Origin of the sequence: Enterobacter cloacae complex sp. S2, assembly GCF_015159675.1 — a bacterium.
Lineage (GTDB): Bacteria > Pseudomonadota > Gammaproteobacteria > Enterobacterales > Enterobacteriaceae > Enterobacter > Enterobacter intestinihominis.
In genome coordinates this window covers 41,802-63,338 of the sequence record NZ_JADDTS010000016.1, presented here as the reverse complement: position 1 = coordinate 63,338, position 21,537 = coordinate 41,802, and the positions used below count along the sequence as shown (strand labels likewise).

Below are 21,537 nucleotides of genomic sequence, written 5' to 3'. Positions count from 1 at the left end.
CGTGCCCATTAAACCCTTAGTCACCGCAGGCATCGAGAATGTACTGAATGCCTTTCTGTATCGCGCCCCGGCGCTGAAAACCGCACGTCAGCGGCTTAACGGAAAGGTGCTGCGTATCGTTTTAAAAGAGTTCTCGACGCCGCTTGTGCTGGTCTTCAGCGAACGCCAGCTTGACGTTCTGGGGGAGTGGGAAGGCGAGGCTGACTGCTCGGTGATTACGCACATGAGCGTATTGCCAAAACTGCGTGACCGTCAGCAGATGACGGCGCTTATTCGCAGCGGTGAGCTGGAGGTCGAGGGCGATATTCAGGTGGTACAGAACTTCGTTGCACTCAGCGATCAGGCTGAATTTGACCCCGCGGAACTGCTGGCGCCCTATATCGGCGACATCGCGGCTGAAGGGATAAGCAAAACGCTGCGCACGGGTTCCACTTTCCTGCGTAAAGGCCTGCTCCGTCAACAGCGCTATGCTGCCGAGGTGCTGACCGAAGAGTGGCGTATGGCGCCTGGGCCTTTAGAAGTCGCCTGGTTTGCAGAAGAGACCGCGGCAGTTGAGCGCGCAGTTGATGCGTTAACCAAACGGCTTGAAAAACTGGAGGGCAAATGACGCCTGGTGAAATTCGGCGCCTCTATTTTATCGTTCGCACCTTTTTGAGCTACGGGCTCGACGAGCTTATCCCCAGAATGCGTATCACCCTGCCGCTTCGGCTTTGGCGTCGCACGCTGTTCTGGATGCCGAATCGCCATAAGGATCAGGAGCTCGGCGCACGCCTGCGTCTTGCGTTGCAGGAGCTGGGACCGGTCTGGATCAAGTTTGGGCAGATGCTCTCAACGCGTCGCGACCTTTTCCCGCCGCAGATTGCCGATCAGCTCGCGCTATTGCAGGACCGCGTCGCTCCGTTTGACGGAGAGAGAGCGAAGAAACAAATCGAAGAAGCGATGGGCAATATCCCCATCGAGACCTGGTTTGATGATTTCGACATTCAGCCTCTGGCCTCTGCCTCTATTGCGCAGGTTCACACCGCGCGCCTGAAGGAGAATGGCAAAGAGGTGGTCATTAAGGTGATTCGCCCGGATATCCTGCCGGTTATCAGAGCGGACATGAAGCTGATCTATCGCCTGGCTCGCTGGGTGCCGCGTCTGTTGCCGGATGGCCGCCGTCTGCGTCCGCTGGAAGTGGTACGGGAATACGAAAAAACGCTCATCGATGAACTTAACCTGCTGCGTGAATCGGCGAACGCCATTCAGCTGCGTCGAAACTTTGAAGACAGCCCGATGCTGTATGTTCCTGAAGTCTATTCTGACTATTGCAGTCAGAACATGATGGTGATGGAACGTATCTACGGCATCCCGGTCTCGGACGTGGTAGCGCTGGAAAAACAGGGCACCAACATGAAGCTGCTTGCCGAGCGCGGCGTGCAGGTCTTCTTTACTCAGGTTTTCCGCGACAGCTTCTTCCATGCTGACATGCATCCGGGCAACATTTTCGTCAGCTATGAGCACCCGGAAGATCCGAAATACATCGGCATCGACTGCGGTATTGTCGGCTCGCTGAATAAAGAGGATAAGCGTTATCTCGCCGAGAACTTTATCGCTTTCTTCAATCGCGACTACCGTAAGGTGGCCGAACTGCACGTGGATTCAGGATGGGTTCCGCCAGATACCAACGTGGAAGAGTTTGAATTTGCGATCCGTACCGTCTGTGAGCCAATTTTTGAAAAGCCGCTCTCAGAGATCTCTTTCGGGCATGTTCTGCTCAACCTGTTCAACACCGCACGCCGTTTTAATATGGAAGTGCAGCCACAATTAGTTTTACTTCAGAAAACATTACTTTACGTTGAGGGCGTAGGCCGCCAGCTCTATCCTCAGTTAGACTTGTGGAAAACCGCGAAACCGTTCCTCGAATCCTGGATTAAGGATCAGGTCGGTATTCCAGCCCTGGTTCGCTCGCTTAAAGAGAAAGGCCCGTTCTGGATTGAAAAAATGCCAGAAATTCCTGAACTGGTTTACGACAGTTTGCGTCAGAGCAAGAACCTTCAGCACAGCATGGATAAAATCGCGCACGAGCTTCAATCCAGTCGCGTGCGTCAGGGGCAGTCCCGCTATCTCTTCGGAATTGGCGCGACGCTGCTGATAAGCGGCACGTTGCTGTTGATCAATCGTCCGGACTGGGAAATGATGCCAGCCTGGATTATGGCTGCCGGTGTGGTTGTCTGGCTTGCTGGCTGGCAAAAAACACGCTGAATTAGCGTCGCTATCGAGGGATTGCATACGTATAATGCGATCTGACTAATTAATCATCTATCACTGGGGAACACGCATGGGTGGTATCAGTATCTGGCAGTTAGTGATCATTGCCGTCATCGTTGTGCTGCTGTTCGGCACGAAAAAACTCGGATCAATTGGTTCCGACCTGGGCGCGTCAATCAAAGGCTTCAAGAAAGCCATGAGCGATGATGAGAATAAGCAGGAAAAAAGCGGTCAGGACGCTGATTTTACCGCTAAATCTATCGCCGATAAGCAGGACGAAGCCAAAAAGGAAGAGGCCAAACGTCACGATAAAGAGCAGGTGTAATTCGTGTTCGACATTGGTTTTGGTGAGTTACTGCTGGTCTTTGTGATTGGTTTGATTGTGCTGGGGCCGCAGCGTTTACCCGTTGCGGTAAAAACTGTCGTGGGCTGGGTGCGTGCGCTCCGTTCGCTGGCAACGACCGTGCAGAACGAGCTGGCGCAGGAACTGAAGCTTCAGGAATTTCAGGACAGCCTGAAAAAGGTTGAAAAGGCGAGCATGGATAACCTGACGCCGGAGTTGAAAGCATCCATGGATGAGTTGCGCGAAGCGGCTGAATCCATGAAGCGCTCATACAGCGTTAACGATCCTGAGAAGGCGAGTGATGAAGCAAACACCATCCATAATCCGGTGGTGAAGGGCAGCGAAGAGCAGCGCGAGGGTGTGACGCCTTCCAGCGCGGAGCATCAGGCTGCTTCGCCAGAGCAATCGCCGCAGAAGCCCGAAGTGAAAAAGCAGGTGCCGCCGGAAGAGCCCGTGGTCAAAACGGCTGAGGTAAAACCCGCCGCGCCCGTTTCCGAATCATCCCCCTCGTCGAGTGATAAAGCGTAAACATGGCAGTAGATGATACTCAACCGCTGATTACGCACCTCATTGAGCTGCGTAAGCGTCTGTTAAACTGCATTATTGCGGTTTTCCTCATTTTTTTATGTCTGGTCTATTTTGCCAACGATATCTATCAGGTGGTTTCCGCACCGCTGATTAAGCAGATGCCGCTGGGCGCAACGATGATTGCAACGGACGTTGCCTCGCCGTTCTTTACCCCGATCAAGCTGACCTTCTGGGTGTCGTTGATTGCCTCTGCGCCGGTCATTTTGTATCAGGTCTGGGCATTTGTGGCACCCGCGCTGTACAGGCATGAACGCAAGCTGGTTATTCCGCTGCTGGTGTCCAGTTCGCTGCTGTTTTATATCGGTATGGCGTTCGCCTACTTCGTTGTCTTCCCGCTGGCCTTCGGCTTCCTGACGCATACCGCGCCGGAAGGGGTACAGGTGTCGACGGACATCGCCAGCTACCTCAGCTTCGTTATGGCGCTGTTTATGGCCTTTGGTGTCGCCTTCGAGGTGCCCGTCGCGATTGTCCTGCTCTGCTGGGTGGGGGTGACCACGCCTGACGATCTGCGTAAGAAGCGCCCGTACATCCTGGTAGGGGCATTTGTCGTAGGTATGCTGTTAACGCCACCGGACGTCTTCTCGCAAACCTTACTGGCGATACCCATGTACTGCCTGTTTGAAGTCGGCGTATTCTTCGCTCGTTTCTACGTCGGAAAGGGGCGTACCCGGGACGAAGAAGACGAGCCGTCTGAAGAGACTACTAAAGAATAAAACCAACCGCCCGTCAGGGCGGTTGTCATATGGGGATACGTATGTTTGATATCGGGCTTAACCTGACCAGCGCCCAGTTTGCGAAAGACCGCGATGAGGTGGTGGCGCGCGCCTTTGCCGCCGGCGTGAACGGGCTGTTACTGACGGGAACAAATCTGCATGAGAGTGAGCAGGCACGGCAGCTGGCGCAACGCTATCAACACTGCTGGTCCACTGCAGGCGTGCATCCTCATGACAGCAGCCAGTGGACTCAGGAAAGCGCTGAGGCGCTTCATCGTCTGGCGGCTACGCCAGAAGTGGTTGCCATTGGCGAATGCGGGCTTGATTTCAACCGTAACTTCTCGACGCCTGAAGAGCAGGAGAAGGCATTTACCGCCCAGCTCGCGCTGGCTGCAGAGCTGGGGATGCCGGTGTTTATGCATTGTCGCGATGCGCATGAACGTTTTCTGGCGCTACTGGACCCCTGGCTGGAGAAACTGCCAGGCGCGGTGTTGCACTGCTTTACGGGCTCCCGTCAGGAAGCGCTGGATTGCCTGAACCGCGGGCTTTACTTGGGTATCACGGGCTGGGTGTGCGATGAGCGTCGTGGGCTGGAGCTGCGCGAGCTGTTATCCGTAATCCCGGCCGATCGTTTGTTGCTGGAAACGGATGCGCCGTATCTGATGCCCCGGGATATGCAGCCCAAACCGGCATCACGACGTAACGAACCGGCTTATCTGGGACACATTGCTGAGCGAGTGGCGTACTGGCGCGGGGAAGATGCGCAGTGGCTGGCAGCCCAAACCGATGACAACGTGCGTCGTCTGTTCGGCGTGCAGTTCTAAACTTTGCGGAAATCGGTGTTTTTAACGCTCTGCAACACCTCTTTGTTCAGCAGGTTGAGCAGCAGCATAGAACGCGCTTCACCGTCTGGTTCAGCGAAGATGGCCTGTAACCCTTCAAAAGCGCCTTCGGTGATCACCACGCTGTCCCCGGCATAAGGGGTTTCCGGATCGGTAATATCTTCAGGCTGCTGGTAGACAGAGAGCTGATGAATAACCGATGACGGTACTCTTGCCGGATGGGCGCCAAAACGCACAAAATGGCTGACGCCGCGCGTGGCGCTGATCGTCGTGGTGTGGATCACTTCGGGGTCGAACTCAACGAACAGATAGTTCGGGAACAGAGGCTCACTGACGGTCGTGCGTTTTCCACGCTGCATTTTTTCAAGCGTGATCACGGGCGTCAGGCAGTTAACAGACTGACGTTCAAGATGTTCCTGTGCGCGCTGAAGTTGCCCGCGTTTGCAATACAGTAAATACCAGGCCTGCATAATCACTCTTCCCATTGTTCGGGGCGCAAGCATACCAAAACCCTGGCGGGATCGCTAAGGTGATTATAATGGCGAAAAAGAGAGTAAGTCGTGGAAGTTCACGCTAATTTAACAAAATTACAGCATCACGCGGTCTTACGCCGTATAATGAAGCGCTTACAGAGAGGCCATGATTAACTGCATGAAATACCACGATCTACGCGACTTCCTGGCGCTGCTGGAAAAGCAGGGCGAACTCAAACGCATTACGCTTCCTGTTGATCCGTATCTGGAAATGACAGAAATCGCTGACCGCACCCTGCGCGCGGGCGGCCCGGCGTTGCTGTTTGAAAACCCAAAAGGCTACGCTATGCCGGTACTGTGCAACCTGTTTGGCACACCTCGCCGCGTGGCGATGGGCATGGGGCAGGAAGATGTCACGGCGCTGCGTGAAGTGGGCAAACTGCTGGCCTTTCTGAAAGAGCCGGAGCCGCCAAAAGGGTTCCGCGACCTGTTCGACAAGCTGCCGCAGTTTAAGCAGGTGTTGAATATGCCCACCAAACGCCTGCGCGGCGCGCCATGCCAGCAAAAAGTGCTGGAAGGCGATGCAGTTGATCTGACCAAAATTCCCATTATGCAGTGCTGGCCTGAAGATGCCGCACCGCTGATTACCTGGGGCCTCACCGTGACGCGTGGGCCGCATAAAGAGCGTCAAAACCTCGGCATTTATCGCCAGCAGCTGATTGGCAAGAACAAGCTCATCATGCGCTGGTTGTCCCACCGCGGTGGCGCGCTGGATTTCCAGGAGTGGTGCGCGGCCCATCCGGGCGAACGCTTCCCGGTTTCCGTAGCGCTGGGTGCCGATCCGGCAACCATTCTGGGCGCGGTGACGCCTGTTCCTGATACGCTGTCTGAATATGCCTTTGCAGGGCTGCTGCGCGGCACCAAAACCGAAGTGGTGAAGTGCATCTCCAATGACCTGGAAGTGCCAGCCAGCGCAGAGATCGTGCTGGAAGGTTACATTGAACAGGGCGAGCTGGCACCCGAAGGACCGTACGGCGACCACACCGGCTATTACAACGAAGTGGATAACTTCCCGGTATTCACCGTCACGCACATTACCCAGCGTGAAGATGCCATTTATCACTCTACCTACACCGGCCGCCCACCGGATGAACCGGCGGTACTTGGCGTGGCGCTGAACGAAGTGTTCGTGCCGATCCTGCAAAAGCAGTTCCCGGAAATTGTTGATTTTTATCTGCCGCCGGAAGGGTGTTCGTATCGCCTGGCGGTGGTGACGATGAAGAAGCAGTATGCCGGTCACGCTAAGCGCGTGATGATGGGCGTATGGTCTTTCCTGCGCCAGTTTATGTATACCAAGTTTGTGATTGTCTGCGATGATGACGTCAATGCCCGCGACTGGAATGACGTCATCTGGGCCATCACCACGCGTATGGATCCGGCGCGTGATACGGTGTTAGTGGAAAACACGCCGATTGATTATCTGGACTTTGCCTCGCCGGTTTCCGGCCTTGGCTCAAAAATGGGACTGGATGCCACGAACAAATGGCCTGGCGAAACCGACCGTGAATGGGGTCGCCCGATCGAAAAAGATCCTGCCGTGACCGCGCGAATTGACGCGATCTGGGACGAGCTGGCCATAATGAATAACGGTAAGGCAGAATAAGACCGTTTAGCCCTATAGACTTCCCGACAGAGAGAGCGAATGACAACCTTAAGCTGTAAAGTGACGTCGGTAGATGCTATTACCGACACCGTATATCGCGTCCGTTTGGTTCCTGAAGCGGCATTCTCATTCCGTGCCGGTCAGTACCTGATGGTCGTGATGGACGAGCGTGATAAGCGTCCTTTCTCTATGGCCTCAACGCCAGCAGAGAAGGAATTTATTGAGCTGCATATTGGTGCGTCTGAGCTTAACCTGTACGCGATGGCCGTGATGGATCGCATCCTGAAAGAGCGTGAAATCGTGGTCGATATTCCTCATGGCGAGGCCTGGCTGCGTGAAGACGAAGACCGTCCGCTGATCCTGATTGCCGGTGGTACAGGCTTCTCCTATGTCCGCTCTATTCTGTTGACGGCGCTGGCGCGTAATCCAAATCGCGATATCACCATCTACTGGGGCGGCCGTGAAGAGAAGCACCTTTACGATCTGTCTGAGCTGGAAGCGCTGAGCGTCAATCATCCAAACCTGCGCATCGAGCCGGTTGTCGAGCAGCCGGAAGAGGGCTGGCGCGGGCGCAGCGGTACGGTGCTGACTGCGGTATTGCAGGATCACGGAACGCTGGCCGGGCACGATATCTACATTGCCGGTCGCTTTGAAATGGCGAAAATTGCCCGCGACCTGTTCTGCAATGAGCGTGACGCGCGGGAAGATCGTCTGTTTGGCGATGCGTTTGCGTTTATCTGATTGTGAGACCCGCTTCGGCGGGTTTTTTACGCTCGGGCAATAGCGCTGGTGAAAATTTAACCTTGAAATGGGCGGCGCATTGCCGTTATTCTTGTTCCCGTTAAATTTCGCCCTCAGGAGCGCCCCCCAAAAATGAACAAACACGACTGATGAATTTCGATCCTTGCTCAACGCATCGCGTCGGCAGGGGATGTTTTGATTTCATTCAGGAGTGCTTATGGCTCATTTTGCGCAATCCCCCTCTTTTATTTTGCATCAGGTCACCTGTCAGTTTGCGACGGGCGATATCCTTTTTGGTCCACTGAATCTTTCTCTGGATGCGTCAGTGTGTGCGCTGGTTGGCCGCAACGGCAGCGGTAAAACACGCCTTCTGCGTCTGCTGGCAGGGGTTGATGAACCCGCCAGCGGTCACGTTGAGCGCTTTGGTTCACACGTCTATGTGGCGCAGCAGCAGGATATTTCTGCGGATACGACTCTTGCCGGACTGCTTGGTTACGACGCGATCTTTGCGGCGCGCACGCGCATCGACGGCGGTCATTATGAACCCGACGATCTCGACACGCTCGATGGTTACTGGGATCTGGCTGAACGGCTAAGCCAGGCTTTTATCGCTGCAAAACTTCCCTCTTTTGAGCCGAACAAACGCGCGGCAGAGCTAAGCGGCGGCGAGCGCATTCGTGCCTTGCTGTGCGGCGCATTCACCGCGGATGCTGATTACCTGCTGCTGGACGAACCGACCAACCACCTCGACAGGCAAGGCCGCGTGTGGTTCTACGAGCAGCTTTCCCGGTATCAGGGCGGGGTGTTGGTGGCCTCTCACGACCGTGAGTTGCTGGCCCAGGTACCGCGTATCCTTGAACTGAGCGCGTTGGGCTTGCGCAGCTACGGCGGGAATTATGCTGACTATCGAACCCAGCGTGATGCTGAGCAACTGGCTGCCCGCGCCGCGCTGGAGCATGCTGCCACCGAACGCAAGCGTACCCGCGCCCGTATGCATAAAGAGCATGACGACAGCCAGCGGCGTTCGGCCAAAACGCTTCGCACGGTCGACAGCCTTAACATCGCCTCGTTTGAACGGGTCAAATACAAAGGGGCGGCGAAAGAGCGGATTGGTTCCTGGAAAAAACAGCATAGCGATCAAAATCATGCCCTGAACGCTGCGGTTAACCAGGCACGCGAGCGGGTTGAAGAAGATAACGCGGTGATGTTTACCCTGCCGGGCAGTGAAATCCCGGAAGGAAAACAGGTGCTGGTGCTGGAAGAACTGGTGCTTCCGCACGTGCCTGTCTCCCCGATAAACTGGCGAATGGATGGCCCGATGCGCATGGCGCTACGCGGGCCGAACGGCTGTGGGAAATCCACGCTGTTGAAAGTGATGTTGGGCGAAACCGCCCCTGTTACGGGAACCTGTAAGGTCTCCGTCAGATGTGCTTATCTCGATCAGCATCTTTCCCGGCTGGATCTGTCGCAGTCGGTGATGACACACCTTAGCCTGGGCAATACGCCGCTCGAAGAGGGGGCGCTGCGTACCCGTTTAGCGCAGCTTCAGCTGGGCGCAGAGAAAGTGACACTTCCACTGGCCGATCTAAGCGGCGGCGAGCGCCTGAAGGCCGCGCTGGCCTGCGTATTGTGGCGTGAAGCGGCAACGCAGCTGTTGCTTCTGGATGAGCCTACCAACCACCTCGATCTGGCTTCTGTTCAGGCCATTGAAGCGGCCCTGGCCGATTATCCCGGCGCGCTGCTGGTGGTGTCGCACGATGAAGCGTTTTTAGCAGGATTAAAGCTGACGCATGAGCTGGTGTGGGAAGAGTCGGGATGGCGATGTGAAAGCTTCTAAACACAAGCCCCCGCAAGGGCGGGGGCAAACAAACTTTATCAGGCTAACTGCTTGCGAAGGTCAGGGTTTGCCTGTATCAGGCGCATCAGCTTTAGCTCGGCTGGGGTAGGTTTTTCACGCTTTGACTCCCACTCCAGCACCATCGCTACGCTGACACCCATCGCTCTTGCGAATTCATCTGTTTTCAGGCCCGACCCTTTGCGTAAACGCTCAAATTCACTAAAAGGATTGGACTTTTGATTCAGGGTAACCGTCGGCGGTACATCTTTAAAAATAATCTGTTCCAGGCTGCTCAGCAGCTCAAACTCAGGATCTTTTAATTCCATTGAGAACTCCTCATAAATCACACATCGGGATCATGAACATCAGAGAGCATGTTAAGAATAGTCCCTAAACCAAACACAGGATCGTCACGGTTGTGATTAATTGTGCGATAACGATCGCTTTACCCGTTTCAGCTATATGGATAGTTATGCTAATTACCTGATTAATCATATGTAGGGATGCACAGGTATTTTTTTGTAAATAGTCAGTACAAAAACGGCAATACCCGTTTTGCATGAAAACTCTATCTTGCAAGGCTGACCTGGACTATCCTTGTCAGCGTTGGGCACGCGTGTGCCGGTGTGCGCTTTTTGGGTGAAAGGAGTAATAAAATGGCGACAGGAAAGTCCTGCTCTCGCTGGTTTGCGCCTATTGCGGCGTTGTTGATGGTTGTTAGCCTGAGTGGGTGTTTCGATAAAGAAGGCGATCAGCGCAAAGCGTTTATCGATTTTTTACAGAATACAGTGATGCGTAGCGGCGAGCGTTTACCAACGCTGACTGCGGATCAGAAAAAACAGTTTGGTCCATTCGTATCGGATTACGCCATTCTGTATGGCTATTCACAGCAGGTAAGCCAGGCGATGGATTCCGGTATTCGCCCGGTAGTGGATAGCGTGAATGCCATCCGCGTTCCACAGGATTATATGACCCAGCGCGAACCGCTGCGCCAGTCAAATGGCGCGCTTGGGGTACTGAGCCAGCAGCTGCAAAATGCCAAAATGCAGGCTGATGCGTCGCGTTCCGCGTTGAAGCAGGGCGAGGATCTCAAACCGGTCTATGACCAGGTGTATGAGAAAGTCGTGACCAAGCCGTCAAACGCCTTGCAACCACTGATCCCGGCGGCGCAGGTCTTTACTCAGCAGCTGGTTCAGGTGGGTGACTTTATCAGTGAACAAGGTACGCAGGTGAGCTTCGTCTCTAACGGTATCCAGTTCCCGACCTCCCAGCAGGCGAGCCAGTACAACGCGCTGATCGGGCCGCTCGCGTCCCAGCATCAGGCCTTTAGCCAGGCCTGGAGCGCAGCGGTCGCTGCTACGGAATAAGAAAAACCCCCGCTTCGGCGGGGTTTTTTTTATGCTTGATGAAAATAACGCTTGTCATTCATCTACCACATCGGTATAACTATGTTCGTCGGTTTGTTACACAGACCTAAAGCAGTTTAGTAAAGCAGTCCAGATTGTTATCCATAGATACCCTTCGTAGTGACCCTTCCTTCATCGCTTAAAAATCTGTAACGCAATCCATCAAGCCGGAAGGCACAATATATTTGTTAATAAGGTAATTTCTATGTCTGCTAAAATGACTGGTCTGGTAAAATGGTTCAACGCTGATAAAGGTTTCGGCTTCATCACTCCTGACGATGGCTCTAAAGACGTGTTCGTACACTTCTCTGCTATCCAGAACGATGGCTACAAATCTCTGGATGAAGGTCAGAAAGTTTCCTTCACCATCGAAAGCGGCGCTAAAGGCCCAGCAGCTGGTAACGTTGTAAGCCTGTAAGCTTCCAACCCAGTAGCACAAAATTCAAAAACCCGCCTTCTGGCGGGTTTTTTCGTATCTACTGTTGTATCTGCGGGTTAACGCAGTTTTTATCCACTTTACCGCCGAGCGCGGCAATCAGGTTATCCACGGCGGTCGCCGCCATATTGTAGCGTGTTTCATGAGTGGCAGAGCCGATGTGGGGCAGGGCGACGACGTTCGGCATGGTCAGTAGCGGAGAATCTACCGGCAGCGGCTCCTGTTCAAACACGTCCAGACCAGCGGCGTGGATCTCACCGTTTTGCAGTGCCTCAATCAGCGCCTTCTCATCGACCACCGGACCACGACCCGCGTTGATGAAAATGGCCGATTTCTTCATCTTTTCAAACGCCGCTTTGCCGATGAGATGACGCGTTTCATCCGTCAGCGGCAGGATCAGGCAGACAAAGTCGGCTTCCCGCAACAGCGTATCAAGCTCGCAGTAGCGGGCATTGAAGCGTTCTTCAGCTTCAGCGTGATGACGGCGGGCATTATACAGAATGGGCATGTTGAAGCCGAAATGGGCGCGCTGTGCCAGCGCCAGACCGATACGGCCCATCCCAACAATCCCCAGCGTTTTGCCATGTACGTCCACGCCGAACCAGTCCGGGCCAATGCTTTTCGTCCATTCGCCCGCTTTCACGCGCTCAGCAACTTCCACCACGCGACGAGCAGTGCTGAGCACCAGCGCCATCAGCGTGTCGGCGACGGTTTCCGTCAGAGCATGTGGCGTGTGCATCAGCAGGATGTTGCGCGCGTTAAGCGCATCCACGTCGAAATTGTCGTAGCCCACAGAAACGGTTGAGGTTGCACGAAGCTTCGGCATTTTCTCCAGTAGCGCTGCATCCACCTTTTCGCTTGAACCCAGCAGGCCCTCGGCGCAGGCAAACGCGTCGGCGTGCTGTGCCACGGTTTGCGGGCTGAGGTTCTTTACCCGGGTAACGGTAAAGTGTTCCTCCAGGCGTTTTTGCAGATCTTCAGGCAGTGCTTTGTACAAAATGACGGACGGCTTCATGCTAATCTCCGTTGATTTAAAAGGATTCAGGCGTGGCGTGCGCCGACGGGTAGCTGTTGATTATTAGCAGGCTTAACGATCAGAGTAAGCCATACCGAGGCAAAAAGCGCCACCCCCATAAAGATGTAAGAAGCTGAAGGGCTGCCGGTGGCGCCGTTCAGATAGCCCACAAACCACGAGCCAAAGAACGAACCCAGCGCACCCATACTGTTGATCAGCGCCATCGCGCCCCCTGCGACGTTACGCGGCAGCATTTCCGGGATGATGGCAAAGAACGGACCATACGGGGCATACATGGCCGCACCCGCAATCACCAGCAGCGTATACGAGGCCCAGAAGTGGTTCGCGCCTACGGCCCAGGAACCAATGAAGGCAAAAGCAGCGATCAGCAGGAGTGGCCAGACGAACAGCTTACGGTTTTGCAGCTTGTCCGATGCCCAGGAGACGATAATCATCGCGATGGTTGCAGCCAGATAAGGCACTGATGACAGCCAGCCCACTTCCACCATGCCAAGGTTTTCACCGCCGCTGCGGATAATCGACGGCAGCCACAGAACAAAGCCGTACACGCCAATACTCCAGGTAAAATACTGTGCGCATAGCAGAATAACGTTCCGGGAGCGGAAGGCTTCGCCGTAGTTACGTACCGCTTTCAGCCCCTGCTGCTCTTTATCCAGTTGCGCCTGGAGTGCGGCTTTTTCGTCTTCAGAAAGCCATTTTGCCTGGGCTGGCTTATCTTTCACCAGCACCCACCAGCAGAAGGCCCAGATAATCGCGGGAACCCCTTCGATGATGAACATCTCGCGCCAGCCGAAGGACTGGATCAGATAGCCGGAAACCACCGACATCCACAGCACGGTGACCGGGTTACCGAGTATCAGGAACGTATTGGCACGTGAACGCTCAGATTTTGTGAACCAGTTGCTGATGTAAATCAGCATTGCTGGCATGACGGCCGCCTCAACCACGCCGAGAATAAAGCGAATAGCCGCCAGAGCAGGAATGTTATTCACCACGCCAGTCAGCGATGCACATGCACCCCATAAGATCAGGCAGATGAAAATGAGCTTTCGCACGCTGCGGCGTTCAGCGTAAATCGCGCCGGGGATCTGGAAGAAGAAATAACCCAGGAAGAAGAGGGCGCCCAGCAGGGAGGAGACCCCTTTGGTGATCCCGAGGTCTTCGTTGATCCCGGCGGCGGATGCAAAACTGAAGTTGGCACGATCCAGGTACGCCAGGCTGTACGTGATAAACACGATTGGCATGATGTACCACCAGCGTTTTACTGCATTGGTCGAACTGTTCATAGGCTTGCCTCTGTTGTTGAGGTTGTTGCCGCCGTTGTCTGTAGGGTACACGGTGGCTTAATTATCTGGTGCGGATTGCTGCCCTCACCCTGGCCCTCTCCCACAGGGAGAGGGAATTCAGATTCCGAGCTCTGCTCGTGTTGGTAATCCTTCGCTGTCGCCCTGCACCTGAATCGCCAGCGAACCAATTTTGTTGCCTCGCGCCACGGCCTGCGACAGCGGTTTGCCCTCCAGCAGGGCGCTGATGACCCCGACGGCAAACCCATCGCCCGCACCCACGGTATCGACCACGTTATCGACTTTTACCGCAGCGACGGCGCCTTGCTCGCCGTCGGCAGTTTTGAACCATGCACCGTCGGCACCGGTTTTCAGCACCACGGCTTTTACTCCTTTGTTGAGGTAAAAATCAGCAATGCCTTCCGGCGTGCTCTCGCCAGTGAGGATCATTCCCTCTTTTACCCCCGGCAATACCCAGTCCGCCTGAAACGCCAGTCGGTTGAGTTTCTCAACCATCTCCGCTTCGCTTTTCCACAGCACCGGACGCAGGTTCGGATCAAAGGAGATCGTTTTGCCCAGCGCTTTCATTGCCGAAGCGGCATGATCGAGTAAATCGTACGAACTGGCCGAGAGCGCCGCCGCCACGCCGCTCAGGTGCAGGTGGCGCGCGGAGGAGAAATACGCGGCGTGATAATCATCCACGGAGAGATGGCTTGCCGCTGAGCCTTTACGGAAATACTCCACGATGGGATCGGTTCCATTTTCAACTTTAGATTTCAGCTGAAAGCCCGTCGGGAAGCATCCGTCGAGAGTCACGCCTGCGGCATCAATGCCCTCTTTTTTCAGCGAGTCGAGTACGAAATGGCCAAAGCTGTCATTTCCCACGCGGCTTACCCAGCCAACATTCAGCCCCAGCCGCGCAAGGCCGGTAGCAACATTCAGCTCAGCACCTGCAACGCGTTTGATAAAGTGCTCCACTGCGCTCAGCTCGCCTGTTTCGGTGGCGACAAACATCGCCATGGCCTCGCCGATGGTGATGACATCCAGCGTCTTGTGCATGGTTTACTCCTCGCGCAGCAGGTTGACGTAATGGCGGGTGACGGCGGTGAGATCCGTCCCTTCCAGCGGAAATTCGATACCGCGTGGCGCATCGGCAGGGAGTTGATTAAGCAGATCCCGCCAGCGAGAATCGGTCTGATCCGGCGCGACGGCGCGGAATTGCGCCTTATGCGGGACCGCGGCCTTCACATGAATGTAGCTCACGGCGGGAGCCAACTGACGTGCAGCCTCTTCCGGGGAGTCGCCAACCCACAGCCAGTTGCCCAAATCGAACGTCAGCGTGACCGGCAGCGCCATTACCCGGCAGGCGGCTTTGAAGCGCTGCATCGGAGCGAGCTGACCGCAGTCGGTCTGGTCGTTTTCCACCACCAGCGTCATGCCGCTTTCATCCAGCAGTACGCGCAGGGCTTCAAGCGGTTGTTTGTCGCTGAAATGGCCCAGCGAGACTTTAAGCCACAGGGCGTTCAGGGTGCTGGCTTCGCTAAGGTAGCGCGGAAGATCCGGGTTGAGGGTTCCATCGGGCATAAACAGGGGGGCCGGGGCGGAGTAGCACGCCAGTAAACCCAGCAGTTCAATGGACTCGCCGAGCGCAGGCAGGGCCATTAACTCGTCGCTGCTGAAGAGCTCGCGGCGGATTTCAACGCCATCAGCCCCTGCGCCGGCAATAACGGGAAGCATCGCCCGTTGACCGCCTGCTTGTCGCACCTGATCCGCGCCATACGCGGCGGTGACCACCATAATTTTCCTGCTCATTTCCTGACTCCAGGGCGTAATCGATAGTATTACGCTAGATGGAACCGGTTCCAAAGAAAAGATCGGGATGCTGAATTTATGATCGCTGTCACGAAGGGGAAATTAACGGGCAGTAGAGCCGCGAACGATCAGCTCGCCAGAAAAAACCTGCTCGCGTACGGCGTCGCGGGTGCCTTCAATACGGCGAACCACTTGTTCAACCGCGGCATAGCCGATCTGCCAGGTGGGTTGTTTGAGGGTGGTAATGCCTACGCCAGCAAGTTCAGCCCACTCCAGTTCATCAAAGCCGAGTAAGCCGATGTCGCTGCCCCAGTGCAGGCCAATGCGTTTAAGCGAGCGGGCAACCTGAAGCGTCAGCGCCCCGTTCGCGGAGATCACCGCTTTGCGCATACCCCGATGGCGGGTATGGAACTGGCGCAGGGTATTATCCAGCTGATCGGCTTCATGGAGGGAGATTTCGGCATTTTCGGCGATCACACCGGGATAACGCGCCAGCGTGGCACGAAATGCAGCCAGGCGGTCGCGGCGGGTGTTAACCATACCCAGCGGTTCGCTCAGGAACAAAATGGCTTCGAAACCCTGTTCAATCAGATGTTCGGTGGCAGTGGTGGCCGCCTGGGTGTTATCCAGCCCGACCACATCGCAGGCAAATTCCGGGATTTTGCGGTCAATAAGCACCATCGGCAGCGACGATTGTTGCAGGCGATTTAGTCCCTCTTCGCGCATCCCGACGGCATTGACCACGATCCCTTCCACCTGATAGCTGCGCAGCAGATCGAGGTAGTGCAACTCCTGATCAACTTCGTTATTGGTGTTACAGACCAGCGGGGTAAAGCCTTTCTCACGGCACGCCGCCTCAATGCCGCTGAGGACGTTAACGGAGTAAGGGTTGGTGATATCGGCGATGATGAGGCCAATCAGACGGGTACGACCCCGCTTGAGGCCGCGCGCCATCAGGCTGGGACGGTAGTCGAGATCGGCAATGGCCTGTTCAATTCGCGCCAGCAGCGCATCGGAAAGCAGGTGTTTCTCGCCGTTGAGGTAGCGTGAAATGCTGGTTTTACCGGTTTTGGCGGCTTTCGCCACGTCGCTGATGGTGGCCCGGGTTGGTTTGCTCATCGCTGATTTTCCTGAACTTAGTGAGAATACCTTAGCGGGAAAATCTGACGAATCAAGCAATTTGCCAGGTGGCGGTCTGATGCCCTCACCCCAGCCCTCTCCCACGGGAGAGGGCGCAAACACTAAAAACGGCAACGGGGTTGCCGTTTTGCTTTTACCTACTGCACAGGGCTCAACGTAATCTCAACGCGGCGGTTCTGCGCTTTGCCTTCCGCCGTGCTGTTGCTGGCGATCGGGTTAGCCGGACCCATGCCGCTGGTGCGGATGCGGTTCGCTTCTACGCCCTGGGTGATCAGCGAGCTGGCCACGGAATCGGCACGCTGCTGCGACAGACGCATGTTCAGATCCTGGCTGCCGGTACTGTCGGTGTAGCCAATCACGTTCACGGCAGTTTTGTTGTACTCTTTCAGCACCGCGGCCACGCCGGTCAGGGTGTTCGCGCCTTCGGGTTTCAGCGTCGCGCTGCTGCTGTCAAAGGTCACGTTGTTTGGCATGTTCAGGATGATGTTGTCACCGCTGCGCGTCACGCTCACGCCTGTACCTTTCATTTTGTCACGGAGTTTTGCTTCCTGCACATCCATGTAATAACCCACGCCGCCGCCCAGGGCTGCGCCTGCCGCTGCGCCAATCAGCGCACCTTTACCGCGATCTTTCTTGGAGGAGGAGAGTGCGCCAACGCCAGCGCCCACCAGGGAACCAATACCCGCGCCAATGCCGGATTTACCCGCTTCGCGTTCGCCGGTGTAAGGGTTGGTTGTGCAGCCTGAAACAGCCAGAGCACCGCTCACCAGAGCGGCAATAACGAGTACGCGTTTTTTCATCTTATTTCCTTAATCCTTTTTATTCTTTGCCACGACGGACGTGGCAGTGGATTATGACGTCCGAATACGGAGAAAATTCAGTGTATAACTCTGAAATTTGTCACAAACGATAAACTGCCTCAATGAAAGGCCGTCATACCTGCACGCAACCAGGAGCGCACGCTTTGAGCACCTCAACAAAAACCATTCTGACCGCCGCCCACTGGGGGCCGATGCTGGTCGAAACCGATGGCGACACCGTGCTGTCGTCTCGCGGGGCTTTGCCTTCGCGCCATCTCAACTCTTTACAGACCGTCGTTCGCGATCAGGTACATAGCAAAACTCGCGTACGCTGGCCGATGGTGCGTAAAGGCTTTCTGGCGTCACCGGATAAACCGCAAGGTATTCGCGGGCAGGATGAGTTCGTGCGCGTGAGCTGGGACGATGCCCTGGCGCTGATCCATACGCAGCATAAACGCATCCGCGACAGCTATGGCCCGTCGTCCATTTTTGCCGGCTCCTATGGCTGGCGCTCAAACGGCGTGCTGCATAAGGCCGCAACCCTGCTGCAACGCTACATGAGCCTGGCCGGAGGATATACCGGCCATCTGGGTGATTACTCGACCGGCGCGGCGCAGGCGATCATGCCGTATGTCGTGGGCGGGAATGAGGTTTATCAGCAGCAGACCAGCTGGCCGCTGGTGCTGGAGCATACAGAGGTGGTGGTGCTGTGGAGCGCCAACCCGCTCAATACCCTTAAAATTGCCTGGAATGCGTCCGACGAGCAGGGCGTTTCCTACTTCGATGCGCTGCGCAAAAGCGGCAAGCGCATCATCTGTATCGATCCGATGCGTTCTGAAACGCTTGATTTCTTCGGCGACAGCGCCGAGTGGATCGCGCCGCATATGGGCACCGACGTGGCGATGATGCTGGGTATCGCCCACACCCTGGTGGAGAACGGCTGGCACGACACGGAATTTCTGACGCGCTGCACAACGGGGTTCGATAAATTTGCCGACTATCTGACGGGCAAAACCGATGGTATCGCCAAAACCGCAGAGTGGGCTGCGGCGATTTGCGGCGTTGATGCCGCTAAAATCCGCGAACTGGCAGCGTTATTCCATAGCAATGTCACGATGCTCATGTCCGGATGGGGGATGCAGCGCCAGCAGTTTGGCGAGCAGAAGCACTGGATGCTGGTGACGCTCGCCGCGATGCTTGGGCAGATTGGCACACCCGGCGGCGGTTTTGGCCTTTCCTATCACTTTGCCAACGGCGGCAACCCGACGCGTAAAGCGGCGGTGCTGGCGTCCATGCAGGGCTCGGTGCAGGGGGGCGTGGTCGCTGTGGATAAAATTCCGGTGGCACGCATTGTTGAAGCTCTGGAGAACCCCGGCGGGTTTTATCAGCACAACGGTCAGGATCGCCATTTCCCGGATATTAAGTTTGTCTGGTGGGCGGGTGGGGCCAACTTCACCCATCACCAGGATACCAACCGCCTGATCCGCGCCTGGCAGAAACCGGAGCTGGTGGTGATCTCGGAGTGCTTCTGGACCGCGTCAGCGAAACATGCCGATATCGTTTTGCCCGCCACGACCTCGTTCGAGCGTAACGATCTCACCATGACGGGGGATTACAGCAACCAGCATATGGTGCCGATGAAGCGCGTAGTGGCTCCCCGGGATGAAGCGCGGGATGATTATGACGTCTTTGCTGACCTGAGTGAATTATGGGAAGCGGGCGGACGGGAGCGTTTCACCGAGGGTAAAACGGATCTGCAATGGCTGGAAACGTTTTACCAGATTGCCTGCCAGCGCGGGGCTGCGCAGGGCGTGACGCTGCCGCCATTTGCTGAGTTCTGGGAGGCGAATCAACTCTTCGAAATGCCGGAAAGCGAGCAGAACGCGCGGTTTGTGCGCTTTGCTGACTTCCGTCGCGATCCGGAGAATAACCCGTTAAAAACCGAAAGCGGGAAGATTGTGATCCACAGCGAGCGCATCGCCAGCTTTGGCTACGCGGACTGCCCGCCGCACCCGGCGTGGCTGGAGCCGGACGAATGGCATGGCAATGCGCAGCCGGGGCAGCTTCAGCTGCTGTCTGCCCATCCTGCCCATCGTCTGCACAGCCAGCTCAACTATTCGGCTCTGCGCGAGCAGTATGCGGTGGCGGGTCGTGAGCCGATCGCGCTGAATAGCGACGATGCAAAGGCGCGGGGGATTAACGACGGCGATCTCGTTCGCGTCTGGAACGCACGCGGGCAGGTGCTGGCTGGCGCCGTGGTGAGTGACGGGATCCGCCCAGGCGTGTTCTGCATTCATCAGGGAGCATGGCCGGATCTGGCGCTGGACGAGGGCGGTATTTGTAAGAACGGCGCCGTAAACGTGCTGACCAAAGATCTCCCCAGCTCGAAGCTGGGGAATGGCTGTGCGGGGAATACGGCGCTGGCATGGGTGGAGAAATATGAGGGGCCGGCGCTTCCCCTTACGGCATTTGATCCGCCTGCCAGCTCATGATCCACGTCGGGTGTTGGGTATCATCCTGCCAGGCGCTGTCTTCGATGCGAAAACCCTGAGCATGATAGAAATTCACCGCCCGCACGTTTTTCTGATACACCTCCAGGGTTAAATACGGGTAGTGCTGCTGAACATAGTTCAGCAGCGCACGCCCGATCCCCCTTCCGATGAACGCCGGGGCGACAAACAACGCCCCCACGAACTGGAACTGCATGACGCTGATAAAACCGCACAGGGTACCGTTTTCCTCCCAGACCCAGGTCTCGGCGGCGGGAAGGTAATCATCCCGCACTACCGCTTCATTCGCTTGCCAGTAACTTGCGTCGATAAACGGATGCGCCTCGGTGGTGCTCTCCAGCCACAGACTCAAAAGCGGAGCGGTATCCTCACTTTGCCATTTGCGGATCATGGTGGCCCTCCGGGTGGCAGAAGCAGCCCTTAATATGGTCATTGACCAGCCCGCAGGCCTGCATAAAGGAGTAACAGATGGTGGTGCCCACAAACTTAAAGCCGCGTTTTTTCAGCGCTTTTGACAGGGCATCTGAGGCGGGGGTCGACGTTGGGATCTCTGCAAGCGTGGCGGCCTGCGTCACCTTCGGCTCGTTATCCACAAACGACCAGACAAAAGCTGAGAAGGGTTCGCCGTTTTGCTCCATCGCCAGATAAGCACGCGCGTTACCAATAATGGCCTGAATTTTACCGCAATGGCGGATGATACCGGTATCCAGAACCAGCCTTTCCACGTCTTCGTCGGTCATGGCGGCCACCGCAACCGGATCGAAATGGTGGAAGGCCTTGCGATAGTTCTCACGCTTTTTCAGAACGGTGATCCACGACAGCCCGGCCTGCTGGCCTTCAAGGCAAATCATTTCAAACAGTTTTTTACCGTCGGTTTCCGGCACGCCCCATTCCTTGTCGTGATAATCGATATAAAGCTGATCCTGGCTTACCCAGCCGCAACGTTGCATAGGTCATCTCCCTTCCTGATACGGTAAACGCAAAAATTTCAATCTGCCCGGCTTGACGTGTTTGCTAAAGAGACAATAGTTAATACAGGGCTATACGCCCTAATACCTCTTCGAACAATGACATATATCGCCGAACTCGGCTCTTTCTGGAGTCGCTTTGATGATGTTAAAAAAAATCAGTGGTCGCCATGCTGCTTCTGGCCTGGTGGGTGTCTCAGCCTGCCTGCTTATATGTAACACCGCTTTTGCGTGGCAACAGGAATATATCGTTTCAGATGCACAAAGTAATACGACGGAACGCTATACATGGGACGCCGATCACCAACCTCGTTATGAAGATATTCTCGCGGAGCGTATCAACCATTCGCAGAATGCTGCGGGCTTTGCCCTGAACGACCCATCCGGTTCAGATGCGGAAACCGTTCTGAGCGTTGGCTGGAATTTTCCCGTGGCGGGACATTTTACCACCGGCCCCGTCATGGCGTGGCGCACTGATGGCGCTCTCCCTGCAACGGTGAATGCATTTGGTGAGGCAACTACCACGCAGCCGCTTACCGATCCCCTCTGGCATGCCAGCGTGAACTCGTTGGGGTGGCGCGTTGATACGCAGTATGGTGATTTACATCCCTGGGCGAAGATCAGCTACAACCAGCAGTCGGAGGAAGAATATTTGTACACCCTGGGCTTAAGCGCCAAATTTTAGGATTGTTACTT

At 55.7% G+C, this 21,537-nt stretch carries 23 protein-coding genes; 13 read left to right on the top strand and 10 right to left on the bottom strand.

The window, feature by feature from the left end; translation table 11 throughout:
• Position 1 precedes the first annotated feature (1 nt).
• From ubiJ to tatD, 6 genes are all read left to right on the top strand, one after another.
• Entirely contained in the window at positions 2-607 is a 606-nt protein-coding gene (gene ubiJ / locus IPZ49_RS08515; protein WP_022646674.1) for a ubiquinone biosynthesis protein UbiJ, read from the top strand.
• Positions 604-2,244 (top strand): ubiquinone biosynthesis regulatory protein kinase UbiB, encoded by a 1,641-nt coding sequence (gene ubiB, locus IPZ49_RS08510; RefSeq protein ID WP_022646675.1) that lies wholly within the window; start codon positions 604-606, stop codon positions 2,242-2,244. The genes ubiJ and ubiB overlap by 4 nt, the downstream gene beginning before the upstream one ends.
• 76 nt (positions 2,245-2,320) lie before the next feature.
• Complete coding sequence (gene tatA / locus IPZ49_RS08505; protein WP_022646676.1) at positions 2,321-2,575, top strand: Sec-independent protein translocase subunit TatA; 255 nt, start codon at positions 2,321-2,323, stop codon at positions 2,573-2,575.
• A gap of 3 nt (positions 2,576-2,578) precedes the next feature.
• Complete coding sequence (tatB, locus tag IPZ49_RS08500) at positions 2,579-3,121, top strand: Sec-independent protein translocase protein TatB (protein ID WP_038415050.1); 543 nt, start codon at positions 2,579-2,581, stop codon at positions 3,119-3,121.
• Positions 3,122-3,123: 2 nt separating this feature from the next.
• Positions 3,124-3,894 (top strand): Sec-independent protein translocase subunit TatC, encoded by a 771-nt coding sequence (gene tatC / locus IPZ49_RS08495; protein ID WP_022646678.1) that lies wholly within the window; start codon positions 3,124-3,126, stop codon positions 3,892-3,894.
• Positions 3,895-3,935: 41 nt separating this feature from the next.
• Positions 3,936-4,718 (top strand): 3'-5' ssDNA/RNA exonuclease TatD, encoded by a 783-nt coding sequence (gene tatD, locus IPZ49_RS08490; protein ID WP_063146903.1) that lies wholly within the window; start codon positions 3,936-3,938, stop codon positions 4,716-4,718.
• Here the strand turns inward: tatD and rfaH are convergent.
• A complete protein-coding gene (gene rfaH / locus IPZ49_RS08485; RefSeq protein WP_032626529.1) occupies positions 4,715-5,206 on the bottom strand; it encodes a transcription/translation regulatory transformer protein RfaH in 492 nt (163 codons plus the stop codon). The two genes, tatD and rfaH, sit on opposite strands and share 4 nt — an antisense overlap.
• 172 nt (positions 5,207-5,378) lie before the next feature.
• On the opposite strand from rfaH, the gene ubiD reads away from it, so the two are divergent.
• The 3 genes from ubiD (at position 5,379) to IPZ49_RS08470 (ending at position 9,450) form a co-directional block, all read left to right on the top strand.
• Positions 5,379-6,872, top strand: coding sequence for a 4-hydroxy-3-polyprenylbenzoate decarboxylase (gene ubiD / locus IPZ49_RS08480; RefSeq protein ID WP_088581798.1), 1,494 nt, complete (start codon positions 5,379-5,381; stop codon positions 6,870-6,872).
• A 39-nt stretch (positions 6,873-6,911) separates the two neighbouring features.
• Positions 6,912-7,613, top strand: a complete 702-nt coding sequence (gene fre, locus IPZ49_RS08475; RefSeq protein ID WP_003860778.1) for an NAD(P)H-flavin reductase — start codon at positions 6,912-6,914, stop codon at positions 7,611-7,613.
• 217 nt (positions 7,614-7,830) lie between these two features.
• Positions 7,831-9,450: an ABC-F family ATP-binding cassette domain-containing protein gene (locus IPZ49_RS08470; protein WP_063146904.1), complete on the top strand. Its 1,620-nt coding sequence runs from the start codon at positions 7,831-7,833 to the stop codon at positions 9,448-9,450.
• Between the two features lie 38 nt (positions 9,451-9,488).
• Here the strand turns inward: IPZ49_RS08470 and IPZ49_RS08465 are convergent, their stop codons facing one another.
• The gene (locus IPZ49_RS08465) at positions 9,489-9,776 is read right to left on the bottom strand and encodes an HTH-type transcriptional regulator (RefSeq protein ID WP_003860776.1); all 288 of its coding nucleotides are present in this window, start codon (positions 9,774-9,776) and stop codon (positions 9,489-9,491) included.
• Positions 9,777-10,106: 330 nt separating this feature from the next.
• Between IPZ49_RS08465 and IPZ49_RS08460 the strand changes: the two genes are divergently transcribed.
• Positions 10,107-10,817 (top strand): DUF3053 domain-containing protein, encoded by a 711-nt coding sequence (locus IPZ49_RS08460; protein WP_017383576.1) that lies wholly within the window; start codon positions 10,107-10,109, stop codon positions 10,815-10,817.
• A 244-nt stretch (positions 10,818-11,061) separates the two neighbouring features.
• On the top strand, positions 11,062-11,274 hold the full coding sequence (gene cspA, locus IPZ49_RS08455) for an RNA chaperone/antiterminator CspA (RefSeq protein WP_003860775.1): 213 nt from the start codon (positions 11,062-11,064) through the stop codon (positions 11,272-11,274).
• 58 nt (positions 11,275-11,332) lie between these two features.
• Here cspA and ghrB read toward each other — a convergent pair whose 3' ends face one another.
• From ghrB to IPZ49_RS08425, 6 genes are all read right to left on the bottom strand, one after another.
• Complete coding sequence (gene ghrB, locus IPZ49_RS08450; protein WP_063146905.1) at positions 11,333-12,307, bottom strand: glyoxylate/hydroxypyruvate reductase GhrB; 975 nt, start codon at positions 12,305-12,307, stop codon at positions 11,333-11,335.
• A gap of 26 nt (positions 12,308-12,333) precedes the next feature.
• The gene (locus IPZ49_RS08445; protein ID WP_001089079.1) at positions 12,334-13,614 is read right to left on the bottom strand and encodes an MFS transporter; all 1,281 of its coding nucleotides are present in this window, start codon (positions 13,612-13,614) and stop codon (positions 12,334-12,336) included.
• 117 nt (positions 13,615-13,731) lie between these two features.
• Positions 13,732-14,670 carry a sugar kinase gene (locus IPZ49_RS08440; RefSeq protein ID WP_063146906.1) on the bottom strand — a complete coding sequence of 313 codons (939 nt, stop codon included), beginning with the start codon at positions 14,668-14,670 and terminating at the stop codon, positions 13,732-13,734.
• Between the two features lie 3 nt (positions 14,671-14,673).
• Positions 14,674-15,423: a sugar phosphate isomerase/epimerase gene (locus IPZ49_RS08435; RefSeq protein WP_063146907.1), complete on the bottom strand. Its 750-nt coding sequence runs from the start codon at positions 15,421-15,423 to the stop codon at positions 14,674-14,676.
• Between the two features lie 102 nt (positions 15,424-15,525).
• Positions 15,526-16,542: a LacI family DNA-binding transcriptional regulator gene (locus IPZ49_RS08430; RefSeq protein WP_063146908.1), complete on the bottom strand. Its 1,017-nt coding sequence runs from the start codon at positions 16,540-16,542 to the stop codon at positions 15,526-15,528.
• Between the two features lie 158 nt (positions 16,543-16,700).
• Complete coding sequence (locus IPZ49_RS08425; RefSeq protein ID WP_063146909.1) at positions 16,701-17,363, bottom strand: OmpA family lipoprotein; 663 nt, start codon at positions 17,361-17,363, stop codon at positions 16,701-16,703.
• A 122-nt stretch (positions 17,364-17,485) separates the two neighbouring features.
• Here IPZ49_RS08425 and IPZ49_RS08420 point away from each other — a divergent pair, with 122 nt between their 5' ends.
• Positions 17,486-19,855: a molybdopterin guanine dinucleotide-containing S/N-oxide reductase gene (locus tag IPZ49_RS08420; protein ID WP_063146910.1), complete on the top strand. Its 2,370-nt coding sequence runs from the start codon at positions 17,486-17,488 to the stop codon at positions 19,853-19,855.
• On the opposite strand, the gene IPZ49_RS08415 is transcribed toward IPZ49_RS08420, so the two are convergent.
• Both IPZ49_RS08415 and tag read right to left on the bottom strand, forming a co-directional pair.
• Positions 19,824-20,264: an N-acetyltransferase gene (locus tag IPZ49_RS08415; protein ID WP_022646690.1), complete on the bottom strand. Its 441-nt coding sequence runs from the start codon at positions 20,262-20,264 to the stop codon at positions 19,824-19,826. The genes IPZ49_RS08420 and IPZ49_RS08415 overlap by 32 nt on opposite strands.
• Positions 20,242-20,823: a DNA-3-methyladenine glycosylase I gene (gene tag / locus IPZ49_RS08410; RefSeq protein ID WP_032626511.1), complete on the bottom strand. Its 582-nt coding sequence runs from the start codon at positions 20,821-20,823 to the stop codon at positions 20,242-20,244. Before tag ends, IPZ49_RS08415 begins: the two co-directional genes overlap by 23 nt.
• Positions 20,824-20,983: 160 nt before the next feature.
• Between tag and IPZ49_RS08405 the strand changes: the two genes are divergently transcribed.
• Positions 20,984-21,526 (top strand): lipase, encoded by a 543-nt coding sequence (locus tag IPZ49_RS08405; RefSeq protein ID WP_022646692.1) that lies wholly within the window; start codon positions 20,984-20,986, stop codon positions 21,524-21,526.
• Positions 21,527-21,537 lie beyond the last annotated feature (11 nt).